Source organism: Streptomyces sp. NPDC006487 (genome assembly GCF_042870555.1).
Taxonomy (GTDB): domain Bacteria; phylum Actinomycetota; class Actinomycetes; order Streptomycetales; family Streptomycetaceae; genus Streptomyces.
Genome location: NZ_JBIAHN010000014.1, coordinates 58,914 through 72,224, shown reverse-complemented (window position 1 = coordinate 72,224; position 13,311 = coordinate 58,914). Strand labels below are relative to the sequence as shown.

Sequence of the window (13,311 nt, the reverse complement as noted above, 5' to 3'; positions counted from 1 at the left end):
CTTCGTTACTCCTTGTGGGAGAGGGCGCGGACGGTGCGGGAGGGGCTGGGACGCCCCAGCTGCTCGGCCATCCACACGCTCGTGGCGGTGAGGGCGGCAAGATCGACCCCGTGCTCGATGCCGAGGCCGTCGAGCATCCAGACGAGGTCCTCGGTCGCGAGATTGCCGGTGGCGCTCTTGGCGTACGGGCATCCGCCGAGGCCGCCCGCGGAGGCGTCGACGGTGGTCACGCCGTGCTGGAGCGCGGCGAGGGTGTTGGACAGGGCCTGGCCGTAGGTGTCGTGGAAGTGCACGCCGATCCGGTCGGTGCCCACGCCCTCCTCGTTCAGCGCGGAGAGGAGGGCCTGCACGTGCCCCGGGGTGGCGACGCCGATGGTGTCGCCGAGGCTCAGCTCGTCACAGCCGAGGTCCAGGAGGGCCTTGGCGACGCCGACCACCTGGTGGACCGGGACCGGCCCCTCCCAGGGGTCGCCGAAGCACATGGAGAGGTAGCCGCGGACGTGCGCCTTGTGCTCCTTGGCGCGGGCCACGACCGGCTCGAACATCTCGAGGGACGCGGCAACCGTGCGGTTGAGGTTGCGGGAGGCGAAGGTCTCGGTGGCCGAACCGAACACGGCGATCCGATGGGCACCCAGCGCGAGCGCGCGGTCCAGCCCGCGCTCGTTGGGAACCAGGACCGGCAGCTCGGCGTGCACGTCGCCGAGGAGGGGGAACAGCTCCTCGGCGTCGGCCAGCTGGGGGACCCACCGGGGGTGCACGAAGCTGGTGGCCTCGATGGTGGTGAGCCCGGCGGCGGCCAGCCGGTGGACGAACTCGGCCTTCACGCGGGTCGGGACGGTCGCCTTCTCGTTCTGCAGCCCGTCCCGGGCGCCTACCTCGTGGATCCGGATCCGGGCCGGGAGGCCGTCCTCCGGGAAGCTCATCGGAAGCCCGTTCATTCGGCCTTCTCCTCCTCGTCCGGGGTCACCACGGCCAGGACCTGGTCCATGGCGACGGTGGTGCCGGGGGTGACGTCGAGTTCGGTGACGGTGCCGGCGTGCGGGGCGGAGATGACGTGCTCCATCTTCATGGCCTCGACGACGAGCAGGCTCTGCCCGGCGGTCACCTTCTCGCCGACGGCGACCTTGACCACCGTGACGGTGCCGGGCATCGGGGCGGCGAGGGTGTCGGCGCCGCCGCGTCCCGCGCCGCGGAGGTTGGCCTCGACCGGGTCGTGCGCCTGCACGTGCCAGGAGTCGCCGTCGCGGCCCAGCCAGGTCCCCTCCGGGGAGGTGGCGTGGCTGAACCGGTGGGTGACCCCGTCGAGTTCCACGGTGAGGTGCTCGGGGGCGAGCTGCACGATCCGGCCCCGGGCCGGGGTCGGCGGGGCTGGATTCGGCCGGGCGCCGCCGTCGGGTCCGGGATTCGGCTGCGTCACGGAGTCGTCCGTGGACAGCAGGAGCTCCGTGTCCGGGCCCGTTCCGGCGGGACGGGTGCGGACCGTGACCGGGTCCTGGCCCGGGAGGCGGAAGTGGTGGACCGTCCAGGCGGGGGTGCCGCCGAGGCGCCAGCCGGTGGCGGCGTCGAACGGGTCGACCCAGGCGGCGGAGCCGCCGGTCCGGGCGTCCTGTGAGCCCCCGGCGGGGTTTCGGGAAGGGGCGGGGTGGGGGACGGACAGCAAGGCCGCGGCCGCGTACACCTCTGCGGGCACCCCCTCGGGCAGGAGCCGGGACAGGTCCCGCTCCACCAGCCCGGTGTCCAGGTCGCCCGACACCACGTCCGGGTGCGCGAGCAGGCGCCGCAGGAAGCCCGTGTTGGTCTGGACGCCCAGGATCACCGTGTCGGCGAGCGCACCGCGCAGCACCCGCAGGGCCGCCGCCCGGTCGGGCCCGTAGGCGATGACCTTCGACAGCATCGGGTCGTACGTGGAGCCGGTGTCGACCCCCGCCGCCAGACCGGAGTCCGTACGGACCGAGCCGCCGTCCGGCTCCGACAGGGCCAGCACCATGCCGCCGGAGGGCAGGAAGCCCCGCGCCGGGTCCTCCGCGCAGACGCGGGCCTCGATCGCGTGCCCGGTCAGCCGGACCTCCGACTGGCCGAAGCCCAGCTCCGCGCCCGCCGCGACCCGGAGCTGCTGCTCCACCAGGTCCAGGCCCGTGATCAGCTCGGTCACCGGGTGCTCCACCTGGAGCCGGGTGTTCATCTCCATGAAGTAGTACGAGGAGGGGTCCCCGCCCGGGACGATGAACTCCACCGTCCCCGCGCCGACGTACCCGCAGGACCGTGCCGCCTCCACCGCCGCCGCGCCCATCGAGGCCCGCAGCTCGGGCGTCAGCAGGACCGACGGGGCCTCCTCGATCACCTTCTGGTGGCGCCGCTGGAGCGAGCACTCGCGCTCCCCGAGATGGACCACGTTCCCGTGCGCGTCCGCCAGCACCTGGATCTCGATGTGCCGCGGGCGGTCCACCCAGCGCTCCACGAGCAGGGTGTCGTCGCCGAAGGAGGACTTCGCCTCGCGGCGGGCCGCCGCGATCTCCTCGCCGAGCAGCACGGAGTCCCGTACGAGCCGCATGCCCTTGCCGCCGCCGCCCGCCGAGGGCTTCAGCAGCACCGGCATGCCGATCTGCTCGGCGGCGGCGACCAGTTCGGCGTCGGACAGCCCGCTGCCCGAGGAGCCCGGGACCACCGGCACGCCCGCGGCCTTGACGGTCTCCTTGGCGCGGATCTTGTCGCCCATCAGGGAGATCGCCGAGGCCGGCGGCCCGATGAAGGCCAGGCCCGCGTCCGCGCAGGCGGCCGCGAAGGCGGCGTTCTCCGCGAGGAAGCCGTAGCCGGGGTGGACGGCCTCGGCGCCCGTCCGGCGCGCCGCGTCGAGCAGCCGCTCCACCGACAGGTAGCTCTCGGCGGCCGCCGCCGGGCCGATGCGGACGGCCGTGTCGGCCTCCCGCACGTGCCGGGCGTCCGCATCGGCGTCGCTGAAGACGGCCACGGAACGGATGCCGAGCTCCCGCAGCGTGCGGATGACGCGGACCGCGATCTCGCCCCGGTTGGCGACCAGAACAGTGCTGAACATCAGTGAGGTCCTCACGTCACATACGGAAGATGCCGAAGCCCGAGTCGCTCAGGGGAGCGTTCGCGCACGCGGTCAGGGCCAGTCCCAGCACCTGCCGGGTCTCCATCGGGTCGATGACCCCGTCGTCCCACAGCCGCGCCGTGGCGTAGTAGGCGTTGCCCTGTTCCTCGTACTGCGCCCGGACCGGGGCCTTGAAGGCCTCCTCGTCCTCGGCCGGCCACTCGTGTCCCGCGCCCTCGATCTGGTCGCGCTTGACCGTCGCCAGGACGGAGGCCGCCTGCTCGCCGCCCATCACGGAGATCTTGGCGTTGGGCCACATCCACAGGAACCGGGGGCTGTACGCCCGCCCGCACATCGAGTAGTTGCCTGCGCCGTACGAGCCGCCGACCACCACCGTGAGCTTCGGGACCCGGGTGCAGGCCACGGCCGTGACCATCTTGGCGCCGTGCTTGGCGATGCCGCCCGCTTCGTAGTCCCGGCCGACCATGAAGCCGGAGATGTTCTGGAGGAAGAGCAGCGGGATGCCCCGCTGGTCGCACAGCTCGATGAAGTGCGCGCCCTTCTGCGCCGATTCGGAGAACAGGATGCCGTTGTTGGCGACGATCCCGACCGGGTGCCCGTGGATCCGGGCGAAGCCGGTGACCAGGGTCTGTCCGAACTCCGCCTTGAACTCCTGGAAGCGGGAGCCGTCCGCGATCCGGGCGATGATCTCGCGGGCGTCGTAGGGGGTGCGGGAGTCGACGGGGACCGCGCCGTACAGACCGTACGGGTCCACCTTGGGCTCCTCGGGAGCCTCGACCGACCAGGGCAGGGCCTGGCGCTCGGGCAGGGTCGCCACGATGTTCCGTACGATCCGCAGCGCGTGGGCGTCGTCCTCCGCGAGGTGGTCGGTGACCCCGGAGATCCGGGAGTGGACCTCGCCGCCTCCCAGCTCCTCGGCCGTGACCACCTCGCCGGTGGCGGCCTTCACCAGCGGCGGGCCGCCGAGGAAGATCGTTCCCTGTCCGCGGACGATGACGGCCTCGTCGCTCATGGCCGGCACGTACGCGCCGCCCGCAGTGCAGGAGCCGAGGACGGCGGCGATCTGCGGGATGCCGGCCCCCGACATGCGGGCCTGGTTGTAGAAGATGCGGCCGAAGTGGTCCCGGTCGGGGAAGACCTCGTCCTGCATGGGGAGGAAGGCGCCGCCCGAGTCGACCAGGTAGAGGCAGGGGAGACGGTTCTCCAGGGCCACCTCTTGGGCGCGCAGGTGCTTCTTCACGGTCATCGGGTAGTACGTGCCGCCCTTGACGGTGGCGTCGTTCGCGACGATCACGCACTCGCGGCCGCTGACCCGGCCGATGCCGGCGATCACCCCGGCGGCCGGGGCCGCGCCCCCGTACATCCCCTCGGCGGCCAGCGGGGCCAGCTCCAGGAAGGGGGACCCGGGGTCGAGGAGGGCGTCCACACGGTCGCGCGGCAGCAGCTTCCCGCGGGCGGTGTGGCGGGCGCGGGCCTTCTCGCCGCCGCCGAGCCGGGCAGCCTCCAGCCGGGCCCGCAGGCCCTCGGAGAGCTCACGGTGGGCGGCCTCGTTGGCCCGCCAGGCATCGGACGCCGGGTCGGCGGCGCTCGTCAGCACTGGTGCCTGCTGCATCGGTCGAGCTCCCTTGCTCGGTGCGCTCTGGTTCATTCGGTTAATGAGCGTTAACGCATGTGGGACTTAGGTTAACGACCGCTAACGGCCCTGTCTAGAATGGATTCCCATGAGCACCAGAGCGGCCGTCCCGACCCGGCGCGAGCAGATCCTCGGCGAGGCTGCGCGCCTCTTCGCCGAGCGTGGTTTCCACGGCGTGGGCGTGGACGAGATAGGGGCCGCCGTCGGCATCAGCGGCCCCGGCCTGTACCGGCATTTCGCGGGCAAGGACGCGATGCTCGCCGAGCTGCTCGTCGGCATCAGCGAACGGCTGCTCACCGGCGGCCGCCGTCGGGTGGAGGAGGCCGCCGCCGCCCCGCACGGGGACCAGGCGGCAGTACTGGCCTCCCTCATCGACGGCCACATCGACTTCGCGCTCGACGACCGGGCGCTGATCACCCTCCACGACCGGGAACTGGACCGGCTGCGCGAGGCCGACCGCAAGCTCGTACGGCAGCTGCAGCGCAAGTACGTCGAGCTGTGGGTCGACGTCGTACGGGAGCTGCACCCCGAGGTGGGCGAGGCGGAGGTACGCGTCTCCGTGCACGCGGTCTTCGGCCTGCTGAACTCCACCCCGCACCTCGCGGCGCTCGGCCGGGACGCGACGGAGTCGCTGCTGCGACGGCTCGCGAACGGGGCCTTCGGGGCGCTGTCGGGATGAGGCGCGGCGGCCGGGGTGTCCGGGGGGCGGGATGGAAGGGACGGCTCCGGGCGCGCGGCGGCAGAATGGGTCGCATGCCGAAGCCGATAGAGACGCCTGTCCCCAGCCGAGCCGAACTCATCGACCACCTGGTCCGCACGCGGATCGCGGGGGAGGTGGCCACCCCGCGCGACAACAACCTCTCCCACTACCGCAAGCTCGCCAACGGCGACCGGCACTACTGGCTGGGCCTGGAGCTGGGCGACCGCTGGACGGACGAGCAGGACGTGCTCGCGGTGATGGCGGAACGCTGCGGTGTGGTGGACGACCCCGCGCACCGCGTCGGACAGGACACCATCGACCCCGAACTCACCGTGTCCGCCCTGGACCGGATGGCCGCGCGCCTGCGCAAGGCCGCGCTGGACCGGCAGAGCGTGCTGCTGGCCACGGGGCACCCGGGCGGGCTGCTCGACGTGCACCGGGCCACGGCCGACGCGCTGCGCGCCGCGGGCTGCGAGATCGTGGTGATCCCGCCGGGGCTGGTCGCCGACGAGGGCTCGGTGTGGCAGTTCGCGGACGTCGCCGTCCTGGAGCGGGGCGCCACGCTGTGGCACACCCACTCGCCGGAGCCGATGGCGGCCATCCTGGACGCGCTGGCGGCGCTGGGTCGCCCCCAGCCCGACCTGGTCGTCGCCGACCACGGCTGGGCGGGCTGCGCGGCGCAGCGCGGGCTGGACGCGGTGGGCTACGCCGACTGCAACGACCCCGCGCTCTTCCTGGCCGAGGCCGAAGGCACCCTCCAGGTGGCGGTCCCCCTGGACGACCACGTCCGCGACCCGCGCTTCTACGACCCGGTGGTCGCGTACCTCCTCGCGGCGGCGGGCCTGCTGTAGTCAGGCCGGGGCGCGGCGCCGCGCCCCGGGGGCCGGCCCCCGGCTCAGCGGACCCAGCCGCCCGTGAGGGTCTGCACGGCCGAGCCGTCGAGGTCGGCGAGCTTCGGCGCGACGAAGTCGCGGGCCCACTGGGAGGTCTGGACGCGGAACGGCGGCCGTTCGGCGGTCAGTGCGGCGACGATCGGCGCTGCGGCCTCCTCGGGGGTCTGGGCGCCGGCGTAGGACTGCGTGGTGCGCTCGATGTAGGCCTTCAGTGCGGGGGCGTACGGGCCCGCCTCGGCGAGCATGGCCGGGACGTCGAGCCGCAGGCTGGTGACGAACTCGCTGGCCACGGCGCCCGGTTCCACGACGGTGACCGCGACGCCGACGGTGGCGGCGACGGGTGCGAGCGACTCCATGAAGCCCTCGACGGCGAACTTGGCCGCGCAATAGAACTCGTTGAAGGGCTGGCCGACCACTCCGCCGACGCTGGTGACCGTGATGACGCGGCCGCCGGTCGCGCGCAGGTGGGGGAGGGCGGCGCGGGTGAGCTCGACGACGCCGAAGTAGTTGACCTCCATGGCGGAGCGGACCGGCTCCATGCCCTGCTGTTCGACGGTGCCCACGGAGCCCGCTCCGGCGTTGTTCACCACCGCGTCGAGGCGGCCGTGCTCGGCCACGACCTCGGCCACGCAGGCGGTGACGGCCGCGGCGTCGGTGACGTCGAGGCGCTTCACCTGGACGAGGTCGCCGACGCCGGCCTCCTCGGCGGCCTTGAGCAGGGCGTCGGCGCGGCCGGTGTCGCGCATGGTGGCGACGGTGTGCCAGCCGGCCCCGGCGGCCGCAACGGCGGCGGCGAGGCCGATGCCGGAGGAGGTGCCGGTGATGAGGACGGTCTTGCGGGTGAGGGGCGTCTCGGGCGTCGCTTCGGGGGTCATGAGGGTCTCCAGGGTGCGGTGGGCGACACGCCAATAACCTTCGCGTGTACACACACAGATTACCGTTGTGTGTGCGTACACGCAAACGGGTATCCTGGCCGCATGGCGGACAACACTTTCACCCTCGGCCCCCTCACCCCCCGCGACCACGCCTTCTACGGCCTCGTCTGGGCGGGCACCACCCTCACCGCCCGGGTGGACCAGGCCCTCACCCGCCGCCACGACCTGCCGCTGTCCTGGTTCGAGGTCATGCTGTGGCTCCGGTCCCAGCCCGAGCCGGTCGCCCCCTCCGAGCTGGGGGCCAGGACCCTGCTCAGCCGCAGTCAGGTCTCGCGCGTCACGGACTCGCTCCAGGCCCGCGGGTTCGTCGAGCGGATACCGTCCCCGACGGACGCCCGCTCGATCCGCGTCGCACTGACCGACGCCGGGCGCCGCGCCTTCGAGGAGGCCGACGCCACCCGCCGCGAGGCGCTGGCCGAGGTGTTCGACGACCGGCTCGACGATGCGGACATCGCCGCGCTGGAAGCGGTATGGGCCAAGCTCAAGGCCCGCCCGCAGGGGTAGTCGGAGTCGGGTCCAGGTAGACGCGGCGGATCGCCGGGAAGCGGTCCCGGAGCTGCGCCTCGGCGATCTCGCACGCCGCCTCCACCTGCGCGGCGGACGCCAGGTCGTGGAAGTCGACCTTCGCGGCGATCAGTACCTCCGACGGCCCCTGCACGATCGTGGTCAGCTCGAGCACGCCCTCGATGTGCAGCACCGACAGCAGTTCCTCCCGTACCTGCGCCCGCATCGCCTCCGGCAGCGGCCGCCCGATCAGGTACTGCGCGTTCGAGCGCCCCAGCTCCCACGCCACCCACACCAGCAGCAGCCCGATGAGGAGCGAGGCCACCCCGTCGTAGGCGCCCGAGCCCGTGAGCTGCGCGCCGAGCAGGCCGCCGGCCGCCAGGGCCAGCCCGATCAGCGCGGCCACGTTCTCCAGGAGGACGGCCTTCACGGCCGTGTCCGGGGTGTGTTTCACGTAGAGGCCCAGCGGCGCCCGCATCCGCGCCGCCTCGCCCTTGACCTGCCGCCAGGCGACCAGCAGGGAGTAGCCCTCCAGGACGGCGGCGACGGCCAGGATGATGTAGGACAGGGTCGGATTGCCGGGGTCCTCCCCGTGGACCAGTGTGTGGATGCCGTCGTAGACGGCGAACACCGCGCCGCCGACGAAGGTGGCGATCGATGCGAGGAGTGCCCAGATGTACCGCTCGGGCCCGTAGCCCAGCGGGTGCGCCTCGTCCGCAGGCTTCGCGCTCCGCTTCAGCGAGGCCAGGAGCATCACCTCGGTCACGGTGTCGGCCACCGAGTGCGCCGCCTCGGAGAGCATCGCGCTCGATCCGCTGACGACTCCTCCCACGGCCTTGGCCGCGGCGATGCCGAGGTTCGTGACGACGGCGACGACGACCGTGCCGACGCTCTCGTTCCCACCCGGGTCCTCGCCCAGGCCGTCGCTTCCGCTGCCGTTCACCATCGCATCGCTGCTGGACATGGTGTGACGTTACGTCGGACGGTCGTACTACGCGCGCGGGACGCGCACCACGCCCTCCTGGATGACCGTCACGGCGAGCCTGCCGTCCTGGGTCCAGATCCGGGCCTGGCCCAGGCCCCGGCCGGCGGCCGCCGAGGGCGACTCCTGGTCGTACAGCAGCCATTCGTCGGCGCGGAACGGCCGGTGGAACCACATCGCGTGGTCCAGCGAGGCGCCGACCACGTCGCCGACCGCCCATCCGCCCTTCCCGTGCGCGAGCAGCACGGAGTCGAGCAGGGTCATGTCGGAGACGTAGGTGGCCAGACAGGTGTGCAGGAGAGCGTCGTCGCTCGCCAGCTTGTCGGCGGTACGGAACCACACCTGCGAGCGCGGTTCGACGGGTTCGCCGACGCTGCCCCAGGGCGGGACCGTCGCGTATCGCAGGTCGACCGCTCCGCGCGCCTCGATGAGCCGTTCCACCGTGCCCGGGTCGCGGAAGACCTCCCGGTAGTGCGGGAGGGACTCGGCGGCCGTGGGGAGGGTCTCCGGATCGGGGGCGTCGGGCATCGCGCTCTGGTGGTCGAGGCCCTCCTCGTACGTCTGGAAGGACGCGGAGAGGTGGAAGATCGGCTGGCCGTGCTGGACGGCGACGACGCGGCGCGTGGTGAAGGAGCGTCCGTCGCGGATCCGGTCGACCGAGTACACGATGGGCGCGCCGGGGTCACCCGCACGCAGGAAGTACGAGTGCAGCGAGTGCGCGGTGCGGTCCTCGGGCACGGTACGGCCGGCCGCGACCAGGGCCTGGGCCGCGACCTGCCCGCCGAAGACCCGCGGTACCAGCGCGGAACGGCTGGTACCGCGGAAGATGTTCTCCTCGATCTGCTCGAGGTCGAGCAGATCGAGGAGCGTCGTCAGTGCCTCGTTCATGGGGGAAGGCTAGATGCCTTACAGGCCCATCGACTTGGCGATGATGGACTTCATGACCTCGCTGGTGCCGCCGTAGATGCGGTTCACGCGGTTGTCGGCGTACAGGCGGGCGATCGGGTACTCGTTCATGTAGCCGTAGCCGCCGTGCAGCTGGAGGCACTTGTCGATGACGCGGTGCGCGACCTCGGTGCAGAACAGCTTCGCGGAAGCGGCCTCGGCGGCGGTGAGCTCACCGGCGTCCAGGGCCTCCAGGGCGCGGTCGGCGACGGCCTCGGCGGCGTCCACCTCGGCCTGGCAGGCGGCCAGTTCGAACTTGGTGTTCTGGAAGTGCGCGACCGGCTTGCCGAAGACGGTGCGGTCGGTCACGTACTGCTGGGCGAACCGGACGGCGGCCTTGGACTGCGCGTACGCGCCGAAGGCGATGCCCCAGCGCTCGGACGGCAGGTTGGCGCCGAGGTAGTAGAAGCCCTTGTTCTCCTCGCCGAGCAGGTCCTCGACCGGGACCTTCACGTCGACGAACGCCAGCTCGGCGGTGTCGGAGGTGCGCAGGCCGAGCTTGTCGAGCTTGCGGCCGATGGAGTAGCCCTCGGACTTGGTGTCCACGGCGAAGAGGGAGATGCCGAAGCGGCGGTCGTCCTCGCTGGGGGCGGAGGTGCGGGCGCAGACGATCACGCGGTCGGCGTGCACGCCGCCCGTGATGAAGGTCTTGGAGCCGTTGAGGACGTAGTGCGTGCCGTCCTCGGAGAGCTTCGCGGTGGTCTTCATGCCCGCGACGTCGGAGCCGGTGCCGGGCTCGGTCATCGCCAGGGCCCACATCTCCTCGCCGGAGACGAACTTCGGCAGGAAGCGCTTCTTCTGCTCGTCGCTCGCCAGCATCTTGATGTAGGGGAGGGCGAGCAGCACGTGCACGCCGGAGCCGCCGAAGTTGACGCCCGCGCGGGAGGTCTCTTCGTAGAGGACGGCCTCGAACTTGTGGGTGTCCAGGCCGGCGCCGCCGAACTCCTCGGGGACGTTGATCCCGAAGATGCCCAGCTCGCCGAGCTTGTAGTAGAACTCGCGCGGGGCCTGGCCGGCCGCGAACCACTCGTCGTAGACCGGGACGACCTCGGCCTCGATGAAGGCGCGGATGGTCTCGCGGAACGCCTCGTGGTCCTCGTTGAAAACGGTACGGCGCACGGCCGGCTCCCTTCGGTCGCGGCGGTCCGCCGCTTTCATAGCTAAGCGCTTGCTCATAGCTAAGTTACCCGGCGGTCACTCCAGCTGTCCAGGGCGGGGAGGTGTGACCCGGGACCTTTCCGCGGACCGGGCCCCGGAAGGGGGACGTGGCCAAGGGCGACTGGCCGGATACCCCCTTCTGCCGTCACCTCTCCCACGGCTTGACTCGTGGCTCCGCACACCGTCCCCGACAGAGAAGGAACCGGCATGATCAGGAGACTCCTGAGTCTTACGGCGGCCCTCGCCGCCACCGTGGTGCTCGGCGCGGGTACGGCCGGCGCCGCGCAGGGGCAGCGGGCGGAGGCGCCCCGGCAGGAGAAGCGCGTGCACAACGCGATGCAGATCGCCTTCGACCCCGCCCGCCCCGACTCCTTCTGCACCATCGGGGCCGTCGGCAACGACGATTACGGGCGGAAGATCGCGATCTCGGCCGGGCATTGCATATCCGGCCCCGCCTACGCGGACCGGGAGATCCGCGAGGACGTCATCCCGGTCTACCACCGCCAGGACATCGGCTACGGGCCCATCGGGTACGTCCGCTGGTTCAAGGACCCGGAGGGCTCCTCGACGGGACACCTCACCAAGGACTACATGGTCATCGAGCTGGTCGCGGGCGTGACCCTCTCGTCCCAGGGCCCGCACCTGAAGCAGACCGGCGTGATGGAGGTGCCCGGCGGGATCCCCAGTCCCAACGCGCTCACCCCCACCCTGAACAGCGAACGGCTGATCGGCGCCGCCTGGTTCAACAACAACGAACTGGTCGTCTCCGGCCAACTCGGCGTCTGGTACGGCCGGATCACCAACAACGACCGGGGCGTCTACCAGGCGCACCCCCAGCACAAGGCCGGTGACTCCGGCGGGCCCACGATCTGGCACGTGCCGGGGTCGGCCTACCCGTCCGAGGCCAACGGCGGCCAGGCCCAGGGACCCTGGGCGGGCATCACCAAGGCGATCATCCTCGGGTTCCCCATGTACGCCTACACGAGCTCGGCGAACATCATGGCCGACCTGCGCGCCCGTGACGCGGCGGACCCCGCCGACGTCTTCGGCGCCGGCTTCGAGGTGACCGCCAACCCGTGACGGGCCGACGGCCGGTCTGACCGGCAAGATCCGAAAGAGACGACCTAGTCCCCGCCGTCCCCGGCCGGACCCGCCGCGGGCGCCCGCAGCGGGTCCGGCCGGGGACCGGGATCACCGGGCAGCACGTACGCCTGCCGGGAGGCGCACGTCCAGATCACCGGGTGGACGGCGCCCAGGGCGTCCTGGGCGGCGCCGCCGACCCGGTCGTCGTCCGACACCGCGTACGCGGTGCTGTAGTTCTCCGCGCCGCCGATCCCGGGCAGGACGCGCATCGGCCCGCTGCCCGTCCAGTACTCCGCCATGGACCCCGGCAGGTCCGGGTAGCCCGGGTAGGGGTAGGAGAAGTCGGCCACGCCGACCGCCACCCCGGTGACCGGGCTGACGTCCTCGAAGCTGCTGCCCACGGAACCCGAGGCCAGTGGCGCGTCGGCGGGAGGCCCGTCGGGGGTGCGCCACACGACCCCGTGTTCCCGGCCGTCACCGCCGGACCGGTGGCGGCCGACGGTCCGCCCGGACTCGTCCAGCGCCAGGACGGTGTAGACGTCCGTCGGGACGCCGCCGGTCGCGAGCAGCGCGGGGGCGGCGGCCGGGCCGGCGGGCCACAGGGCCCCCCTGCCGTAGTTGAAGCCTTCGTGGGGCACGTAGGCGTTCCCGGCGATCTGTCCGGCGTTGTTGACGGCGGCCATGTGGGAGAAGGTGGATCCGGCGGGCGCGGGCAGCTCGCGGCGGACCCGGCCGTCGCCCGACCACCTCACGGCGACGGTCCGCAGCCGGGTCTCGTCCCGGAACCCGCCGACGATGACGCCCCGGTCGTTGACGCCGACGGCGGTGTTCCCGCCCGGCAGCAGCGTGACGGCCGGCGCGCCCGCCCGGTAGCTGAACGCCCGTGAGCCTTCGCCCGTGATGATCAGCTCCCCGACCATCAGGCCGTGCCGGTTGACGCCCAGCACCCGGCCCGCGCCGTTCGAGCCGGCGGGCAGCGGTACGGCGAACACCTTCGTTCCGACCCAGTAGGCGGGGGCGTACCCGCTCATGCCGACGGCCAGCCGCGAAGGCCCGGGGGCGAGGGCGGTGACCTCGGTCCGGCGCACCCACGGGCTCGGGTGCGGATCCTCCGCGCGGGGCAGCTTCTCCAGCACCTGAACGGACGGTGTGCAGCGCGCGGCGGCCCCCTCCGGGACCGGAGCCGAAGCCGCTCGTGCGGCGGCGGTCTGTACGGGAGCGGTCAGCGCGAGCGCGGCGAGCAGGGTCCCCGCCGCCCTGAGGCCGCCCCGCATCGTTCTGGTTCCCATGGATCCCCCCCCGGATCGACAGTGCGAGAGCCGACTGCTGGTCGGGGGACATCCTTGCCGTAATGGACAGGCACGGACAGATCGGATCCGGACATCGGCGGGGGCGAGGAGCGCGG

General features: G+C 72.4%; 12 protein-coding genes. 4 read left to right on the top strand and 8 right to left on the bottom strand.

The genetic code is table 11. From position 1 onward, the window contains the following. Positions 1-5: 5 nt before the first annotated feature. From ACFYM0_RS24920 to ACFYM0_RS24910, 3 genes are read right to left on the bottom strand one after another with little or no spacing between them, the layout of a single operon-like run. Positions 6-938 (bottom strand): hydroxymethylglutaryl-CoA lyase, encoded by a 933-nt coding sequence (locus ACFYM0_RS24920; RefSeq protein ID WP_388505041.1) that lies wholly within the window; start codon positions 936-938, stop codon positions 6-8. Beyond that, on the bottom strand, positions 935-3,052 hold the full coding sequence (locus ACFYM0_RS24915) for a biotin carboxylase N-terminal domain-containing protein (RefSeq protein ID WP_388505038.1): 2,118 nt from the start codon (positions 3,050-3,052) through the stop codon (positions 935-937). The genes ACFYM0_RS24920 and ACFYM0_RS24915 overlap by 4 nt, the downstream gene beginning before the upstream one ends. Positions 3,053-3,068: 16 nt before the next feature. Then, positions 3,069-4,685, bottom strand: coding sequence for a carboxyl transferase domain-containing protein (locus tag ACFYM0_RS24910; RefSeq protein WP_388505036.1), 1,617 nt, complete (start codon positions 4,683-4,685; stop codon positions 3,069-3,071). A 109-nt stretch (positions 4,686-4,794) separates the two neighbouring features. On the opposite strand from ACFYM0_RS24910, the gene ACFYM0_RS24905 reads away from it, so the two are divergent. Next, positions 4,795-5,385 carry a TetR/AcrR family transcriptional regulator gene (locus ACFYM0_RS24905; protein ID WP_388505034.1) on the top strand — a complete coding sequence of 197 codons (591 nt, stop codon included), beginning with the start codon at positions 4,795-4,797 and terminating at the stop codon, positions 5,383-5,385. A gap of 74 nt (positions 5,386-5,459) precedes the next feature. Then, complete coding sequence (locus tag ACFYM0_RS24900) at positions 5,460-6,257, top strand: phosphatase (protein ID WP_388505031.1); 798 nt, start codon at positions 5,460-5,462, stop codon at positions 6,255-6,257. 44 nt (positions 6,258-6,301) lie between these two features. Here the strand turns inward: ACFYM0_RS24900 and ACFYM0_RS24895 are convergent, their stop codons facing one another. Further along, on the bottom strand, positions 6,302-7,174 hold the full coding sequence (locus tag ACFYM0_RS24895; protein ID WP_388505028.1) for an SDR family NAD(P)-dependent oxidoreductase: 873 nt from the start codon (positions 7,172-7,174) through the stop codon (positions 6,302-6,304). Positions 7,175-7,276: 102 nt separating this feature from the next. Between ACFYM0_RS24895 and ACFYM0_RS24890 the strand changes: the two genes are divergently transcribed. Next, positions 7,277-7,738 (top strand): MarR family winged helix-turn-helix transcriptional regulator, encoded by a 462-nt coding sequence (locus ACFYM0_RS24890; RefSeq protein ID WP_388505027.1) that lies wholly within the window; start codon positions 7,277-7,279, stop codon positions 7,736-7,738. On the opposite strand, the gene ACFYM0_RS24885 is transcribed toward ACFYM0_RS24890, so the two are convergent. From ACFYM0_RS24885 to ACFYM0_RS24875, 3 genes are read right to left on the bottom strand one after another with little or no spacing between them, the layout of a single operon-like run. Further along, positions 7,716-8,684 (bottom strand): cation diffusion facilitator family transporter, encoded by a 969-nt coding sequence (locus ACFYM0_RS24885; protein WP_388505425.1) that lies wholly within the window; start codon positions 8,682-8,684, stop codon positions 7,716-7,718. The two genes, ACFYM0_RS24890 and ACFYM0_RS24885, sit on opposite strands and share 23 nt — an antisense overlap. Positions 8,685-8,729: 45 nt before the next feature. Beyond that, entirely contained in the window at positions 8,730-9,608 is an 879-nt protein-coding gene (gene tesB, locus ACFYM0_RS24880) for an acyl-CoA thioesterase II (RefSeq protein WP_388505025.1), read from the bottom strand. Positions 9,609-9,626: 18 nt separating this feature from the next. Then, a complete protein-coding gene (locus ACFYM0_RS24875; RefSeq protein ID WP_254383175.1) occupies positions 9,627-10,784 on the bottom strand; it encodes an acyl-CoA dehydrogenase family protein in 1,158 nt (385 codons plus the stop codon). A gap of 246 nt (positions 10,785-11,030) precedes the next feature. Between ACFYM0_RS24875 and ACFYM0_RS24870 the strand changes: the two genes are divergently transcribed. Next, complete coding sequence (locus tag ACFYM0_RS24870; RefSeq protein WP_388505022.1) at positions 11,031-11,903, top strand: hypothetical protein; 873 nt, start codon at positions 11,031-11,033, stop codon at positions 11,901-11,903. A gap of 44 nt (positions 11,904-11,947) precedes the next feature. On the opposite strand, the gene ACFYM0_RS24865 is transcribed toward ACFYM0_RS24870, so the two are convergent. After that, positions 11,948-13,195 (bottom strand): hypothetical protein, encoded by a 1,248-nt coding sequence (locus ACFYM0_RS24865; RefSeq protein ID WP_388505019.1) that lies wholly within the window; start codon positions 13,193-13,195, stop codon positions 11,948-11,950. Positions 13,196-13,311: the final 116 nt, after the last annotated feature.

What these genes read in the sequence shown, in the direction of transcription:
- ACFYM0_RS24900 (WP_388505031.1), top strand. Translation starts at nt 5,460, where the DNA reads ATGCCGAAGCCGATAGAGACGCCTGTCCCCAGCCGAGCCGAACTCATC.
- ACFYM0_RS24870 (WP_388505022.1), top strand. Translation starts at nt 11,031, where the DNA reads ATGATCAGGAGACTCCTGAGTCTTACGGCGGCCCTCGCCGCCACCGTG.
- ACFYM0_RS24890 (WP_388505027.1), top strand. Translation starts at nt 7,277, where the DNA reads ATGGCGGACAACACTTTCACCCTCGGCCCCCTCACCCCCCGCGACCAC.
- ACFYM0_RS24885 (WP_388505425.1), bottom strand. Translation starts at nt 8,684, where the DNA reads ATGGTGAACGGCAGCGGAAGCGACGGCCTGGGCGAGGACCCGGGTGGG.
- ACFYM0_RS24920 (WP_388505041.1), bottom strand. Translation starts at nt 938, where the DNA reads ATGAACGGGCTTCCGATGAGCTTCCCGGAGGACGGCCTCCCGGCCCGG.
- ACFYM0_RS24905 (WP_388505034.1), top strand. Translation starts at nt 4,795, where the DNA reads ATGAGCACCAGAGCGGCCGTCCCGACCCGGCGCGAGCAGATCCTCGGC.
- ACFYM0_RS24865 (WP_388505019.1), bottom strand. Translation starts at nt 13,195, where the DNA reads ATGGGAACCAGAACGATGCGGGGCGGCCTCAGGGCGGCGGGGACCCTG.
- ACFYM0_RS24910 (WP_388505036.1), bottom strand. Translation starts at nt 4,685, where the DNA reads ATGCAGCAGGCACCAGTGCTGACGAGCGCCGCCGACCCGGCGTCCGAT.
- ACFYM0_RS24895 (WP_388505028.1), bottom strand. Translation starts at nt 7,174, where the DNA reads ATGACCCCCGAAGCGACGCCCGAGACGCCCCTCACCCGCAAGACCGTC.
- tesB (WP_388505025.1), bottom strand. Translation starts at nt 9,608, where the DNA reads ATGAACGAGGCACTGACGACGCTCCTCGATCTGCTCGACCTCGAGCAG.
- ACFYM0_RS24915 (WP_388505038.1), bottom strand. Translation starts at nt 3,052, where the DNA reads ATGTTCAGCACTGTTCTGGTCGCCAACCGGGGCGAGATCGCGGTCCGC.